General features: G+C 42.1%; 8 protein-coding genes. All 8 read left to right on the forward strand.

The window, feature by feature from the left end; all coding sequences use genetic code 11:
• Window positions 1-524: bacteriophage T4 gp5 trimerisation domain-containing protein (locus GM298_RS23140; protein ID WP_416347244.1), on the forward strand; the 524-nt coding region annotated here is incomplete at its 5' end.
• Window positions 525-535: 11 nt separating this feature from the next.
• A complete protein-coding gene (locus GM298_RS23145; protein ID WP_266155401.1) occupies window positions 536-673 on the forward strand; it encodes a DcrB-related protein in 138 nt (45 codons plus the stop codon).
• 113 nt (window positions 674-786) lie between these two features.
• The gene (gene tri1, locus GM298_RS23150; RefSeq protein WP_266155403.1) at window positions 787-1,857 is read left to right on the forward strand and encodes an ADP-ribosylarginine hydrolase Tri1; all 1,071 of its coding nucleotides are present in this window, start codon (window positions 787-789) and stop codon (window positions 1,855-1,857) included.
• Window positions 1,858-1,965: 108 nt separating this feature from the next.
• Window positions 1,966-2,103: a polymorphic toxin type 46 domain-containing protein gene (locus GM298_RS23155; RefSeq protein ID WP_255220616.1), complete on the forward strand. Its 138-nt coding sequence runs from the start codon at window positions 1,966-1,968 to the stop codon at window positions 2,101-2,103.
• Window positions 2,096-2,443 carry an immunity protein Tsi6 family protein gene (locus GM298_RS23160; protein WP_088244248.1) on the forward strand — a complete coding sequence of 116 codons (348 nt, stop codon included), beginning with the start codon at window positions 2,096-2,098 and terminating at the stop codon, window positions 2,441-2,443. The genes GM298_RS23155 and GM298_RS23160 overlap by 8 nt, the downstream gene beginning before the upstream one ends.
• A 116-nt stretch (window positions 2,444-2,559) precedes the next feature.
• Window positions 2,560-2,940, forward strand: a complete 381-nt coding sequence (locus GM298_RS23165; protein WP_045286930.1) for an immunity protein Tsi6 family protein — start codon at window positions 2,560-2,562, stop codon at window positions 2,938-2,940.
• A gap of 35 nt (window positions 2,941-2,975) precedes the next feature.
• Window positions 2,976-4,076, forward strand: a complete 1,101-nt coding sequence (gene tri1, locus GM298_RS23170; protein WP_416347245.1) for an ADP-ribosylarginine hydrolase Tri1 — start codon at window positions 2,976-2,978, stop codon at window positions 4,074-4,076.
• Window positions 4,077-4,321: 245 nt separating this feature from the next.
• Window positions 4,322-4,759 (forward strand): hypothetical protein, encoded by a 438-nt coding sequence (locus tag GM298_RS23175; protein WP_240517213.1) that lies wholly within the window; start codon window positions 4,322-4,324, stop codon window positions 4,757-4,759.
• Window positions 4,760-4,890: the final 131 nt, after the last annotated feature.

Below are 4,890 nucleotides of genomic sequence, written 5' to 3' on the forward strand. Positions count from 1 at the left end.
GCCGGACAAAAGACGGCTCGGTCGACAACGCCAACGCCCTGCGGTTTGAGGACAAGGCGGGCGCGGAGCAGGTGTGGCTCCAGGCCGAGCGCAATCTGGATATTAACGTCAAAAATGATGAATCGCATGCCACGGAAAAAAATCGTACCCAGTTTGTAGGTGAAAATGAAACCTTACGGGTGGTGAAAAATCAGCAGGCGGGCGTTAAAGGGGACGTCATTTGCCTGACGGGTAACAGTCGCAGCGATAAAGTGGTTAACAACTTTATTATTTCAGCGGGCAATACGTTGAGGCTGGAGTGTGGTGAAAGCGCCATTGAATTATCGAAAGATGGCAGCGTTAATATCATTGGTAATAACTTTAACTTTACCGCAAAACAGAACGCGCAGATAAACACGCTTGGCGGTGAACTGCATCTGAATCCTGCCGGTGGAAGCAATGCCATCGATCCTCCTGGGTCATCCCATCAGAGTGAAATCCAGCAGGAAGTGGATAGTTTTTTTGTTATTAATGCCAACAAATAAAAGTAACTCGTATGGCGGAATATACTCTCCAGGAAGCTACGCTGGCGTTACCAAATGTATATAAAGACAGAACCATGAATTTATTTACCCTGAGCGAAAATGGTGCCAGTGAGTTTACTTTTGTTGTGTCTCGTGCCAGTAAAAAATAATGAAGGACGGCATGACGTGACAACGCGTCTGGTGCTAAGCCGAATACATCGTTTGAGGTTATCAGCAGGTCAGATGAACCTGGAATAATGAATATGGAATTAAAGGAAAGACCATGATCGACCTTCATTCCGAAGACTCAGTAATCAATCATTATGCTAATCGCTATCATACATACCTGCCAGTTAATGTCCGTAAGGCAATTAGAAGCAACAGTATTGATAATTTGAGTTCTTCACAAGCCTGGGATGCAACTTTACCTTTAATTACGACTGAAGATGTTTCACGTGATAAAGCGCTTGGGGCGCTTGTGGGACTGGCTGTTGGGGACGCCGTCGGCACCACTCTTGAGTTTAAGAAAAGAGACAGTGAACATGTAGCGGATATGATTGGTGGCGGACCTTTTCAATTAAAACCTGGTGAATGGACAGATGATACGTCCATGGCATTATGTCTGGCAGAGACTTATCTTTCAGAAAACAGAATGCACACCGATGTGCTTAGAAAATATCTCCTGAAATGGTATCTTGACGGAGAGAATAGCAGTAATGGTCGGTGCTTCGATATCGGGAATACGACGCGATTCGCACTTGAACAGTATATGCGTGTCGGACCTTCCTGGTATGGTAATACAGAGAAACACACTGCTGGTAATGCTGGGGTTATTCGTCAAGCTCCGGTGTCTATCTTTCGTCGAAAATCGCTGCGTGCGATTTACTTCGAATCCCAGGCTCAGAGTCGAGCAACGCATGGCGCGGTAGAGTCAATTAACGCATGCCAGTTTCTCGGATTGGTATTGCACTATTTAATTAACGGTTATCAAAAAGAAGAAACTTTTTCGCCTCATGTTTTCCCACTGTGCGCGCGTGTAATGATCATAAATGCAGGTGAGTATAAGCAAAAAACTCGCGACCAGATTCGTTCAAGTGGTTACGTTATTGATACGCTTGAGGCCGCGATGTGGTCCGTATGGAACACGGATAATTTCCGAGATGCCATTCTACTGGCAGCTAATCTTGCTGATGATGCTGATAGCGTTACCGCGACGGCGGGACAAATCGCGGGGGCATTATATGGTTATTCCGGTATTCCGCAGGAGTGGAAAAACAGACTCGTACAGCACGAACGTATCGCCAAAATGGCAGGTGAACTGTTCGATAGAGCTCCTGAGGATAATTTCTTATAATTATATTAGTCATCTGGTACGGGTATTGTAGCGTGCCTTTTTCTTTGTCTGTACCTAATGGTTTGTTAGTTAAAAGCATCCCTGCGTGATAAAAATTGGAAAATACAGATTCTTCGACAAGAGAATAGTACTTCTTTGCCCGCGCTTGATACTTGGTCAGTGAAAGATGTACCCTACCAGACAAAAGGTGGGGCAATACAAATGCTTTCAAGCGAAAAGGATATATTTAAGTTGACTCATGAGTAAAGAAAATTACACCGCGCTGGATTATATCAATGATGCTATTGATGCAATCAATCATCGATTGGAACAAAACCCTACATTTTCTTTATATATTATGGCAAAGAATCAGTTGGATTATATAAGATCCATTCTAACGGGTGCTGAAAAAGATAAAAGTAAATTACACACATTGAATCCTGGAGTGCTTGCGTCCAAAGAGTTTGATACTACCGATGCCGAGCTTGCTCAGCATTTGTCCAATGCTAATTATATAGCTTCTCAGATGGGGCAAGGATTGAAGGTTATTCTCCCCCATGAGCAAGACGTCGAGTACTTGAAAAGGCAAAAGAGATATCGCAAGTGATGAGCAACTTTTGATTAAAGTTTTAAATGTAATCATCCTGGTTAGAATTACCACGGGAAAATGGGGACATAACTTGCTATCATGTGTAATATTTTAAGACAATTCGATTCACTGCAATGAATGAAATAACAATCTTTGGTTATGTTGAAAGAGCATTGGTTATAGCTCAAAAGAGATATGCTGAGGTCAAAAATCTTAACCCTCATAACCCGCTTTTACAAATGTACGACTCTATTGTACAACAATTATTATTTTTACGGGATTTAATAGAAGGTAAGGAAAAGGATAAGGCAAAATTATGGAAAATGACGTTCGGTATGTATGCAGTGAAGGAGTTTGAAAATTCTGATGAGTTGTTTTTTGAAAGATTGTCGGATGCTTGGTTTATTGTGGATCAAATCCGCCGAGGCTTAAAGGTTAGGTTGCCGCATGAGGTTGACGCCAATTACAGAACAAAGCAACAAAAGCTCAATAAGAAATATCCTGATGAGTTTTAGTGCTGGGTGTTAAATATTTTTATTATGGGTGAATGGTGATTGATTTACATGCTAATTTGAATGTATTGTTAAAATATGTAGATAGATATCGTAAGTACTTACCTATTAGCAGTCTTTCAGTCCAGCGGAGGATGCAGTATGAATATAATGATAAACCATTAGCATCATCTTTTGATTGCGATGCACAACAAAAATGGGATTCAACACCATTATGTAACATCTCGCTTGCGGAATCACGGGATCGCGCGATAGGTGCGCTTATTGGTCTTGCGGTCGGGGATGCTGTAGGCACCACACTCGAATTTCTACCACGTGACAGAGCACACGTTAAGGATATGACAGGGGGTGGGCCATTTCGACTGCGCGCAGGCGAATGGACGGATGATACTTCCATGGCATTATGCCTTGCGGAAACTCTTCTTGAGAAAGGTGATGCTGATACTATATTCTTTAGGAATAAACTTCTGGCATGGTATCAGCATGGTTATAACAGTTCAAATGGTGTCTGTTTTGATATAGGGAATACAACTCGATTTGCTTTAGAACAATATTTGGCTATTGGTCCTGGCTGGAGCGGTAATACTTCACCAGAAACTGCAGGTAATGCATCCATTATCAGGCAAGCACCTGTCTCTATTTTTTTTAGAAAGTCATTAAGCAAATCATTTTATGAATCCAAAAAACAAAGTATTGCTACACATGGTGCATCGGAAGCAATAAATAGCACACAGTATTTAAACTATTTACTTGTATATATAATTAATGGGAGCAACAAAGAATTTGTTTTCGCTCCACATATTATGCCGCTCCAGCCACGTGTAATGATTATTAATGCGGGCGAGTATAAGCAAAAAACTCGTGACCAGATTCGTTCAAGTGGTTACGTTATTGATACGCTTGAGGCCGCGATGTGGTCCGTATGGAATACGGATAATTTCCGAGATGCCATTCTACTGGCCGCTAATCTTGCCGATGATGCTGACAGCGTTGCCGCGACGGCGGGACAAATCGCGGGAGCATTATATGGTTATTCCGGTATTCCGCAGGAATGGAAAAACAAACTCGTACAGCACGAACGTATCGCCAAAATGGCAGGTGAACTGTTCGATAGAGCTCCAGAGGACAATTTCTTATAATTATATTAGTCATCTGGTACGTGTATTGTACTATGCCTTTTTCTTTGTCTGTACCTAATGGTTTGTTAGTTAAAAGCATCCCTGCGTGATAAAAATTGGAAAATACAGATTCTTCGACAAGAGAAGATAGTCAATCAACGGTTCGGGCCAATATTACGCCTGGTAGTAAAATCTCTCGCCGCGTTAAGCTGTATCTTGTTGTTTTGACAATGCCTGGAGAACAATATGTATAAATGTGGTACGTTATGATTCATTGGCTTTTCTTTATTCTCTTCATGATTTGGACGCTAGCGCTTATCTGGAATGGAAAAGACTTATTCAGTAAAAAACAGTGGTGCCTTACCGGATTGATGTTCGTTCTGGTGCTAGTGGCTACGGTTGTTATTGGTTTTACGTTGAAATGGTTTGCTCAGTCAATGTCATTATTCTCCGTCGCAACGGCGAAACACTATTCGATTATCTTTTCCATGTCTTTCCTGTGCGTATGGGGACTAAAAGTTACCGTTGTGCTGCTCTGCACGATCTTTTCCGGGATTACTGGAGGGCACAAAAAATACAATGCTGAAAATTATGAAGCAATATCGTCTATAACACGCGTCGTTGCGCCTGGCTTACTTATCGTTGCTAAAAGCGTAGTTTCCCTGGGTAGCGTCCTTATGTTTTCAGGTTTATGGCTTAAATAATCACGATTTAAAAAATATCTCAATGAACACCGAGATTAGTCCATAGTGGAATAACGATTATGCTCAACCGAATTACCGTCCAGCTCCCGGTCGAGGGGCTGCTCTTCTGGAAACTCTCCGGCCGCGAGGCG

It is taken from the genome of Enterobacter sp. HSTU-ASh6, from assembly GCF_026319105.1.
GTDB lineage: Bacteria > Pseudomonadota > Gammaproteobacteria > Enterobacterales > Enterobacteriaceae > Enterobacter > Enterobacter sichuanensis.

Bases quoted from the DNA above. Each gene is read 5' to 3' on its own strand.
- tri1 (WP_266155403.1), top strand. From the start codon at position 787: ATGATCGACCTTCATTCCGAAGACTCAGTAATCAATCATTATGCTAAT.
- GM298_RS23145 (WP_266155401.1), top strand. From the start codon at position 536: ATGGCGGAATATACTCTCCAGGAAGCTACGCTGGCGTTACCAAATGTA.
- GM298_RS23165 (WP_045286930.1), top strand. From the start codon at position 2,560: ATGAATGAAATAACAATCTTTGGTTATGTTGAAAGAGCATTGGTTATA.
- GM298_RS23175 (WP_240517213.1), top strand. From the start codon at position 4,322: ATGATTCATTGGCTTTTCTTTATTCTCTTCATGATTTGGACGCTAGCG.
- GM298_RS23160 (WP_088244248.1), top strand. From the start codon at position 2,096: ATGAGTAAAGAAAATTACACCGCGCTGGATTATATCAATGATGCTATT.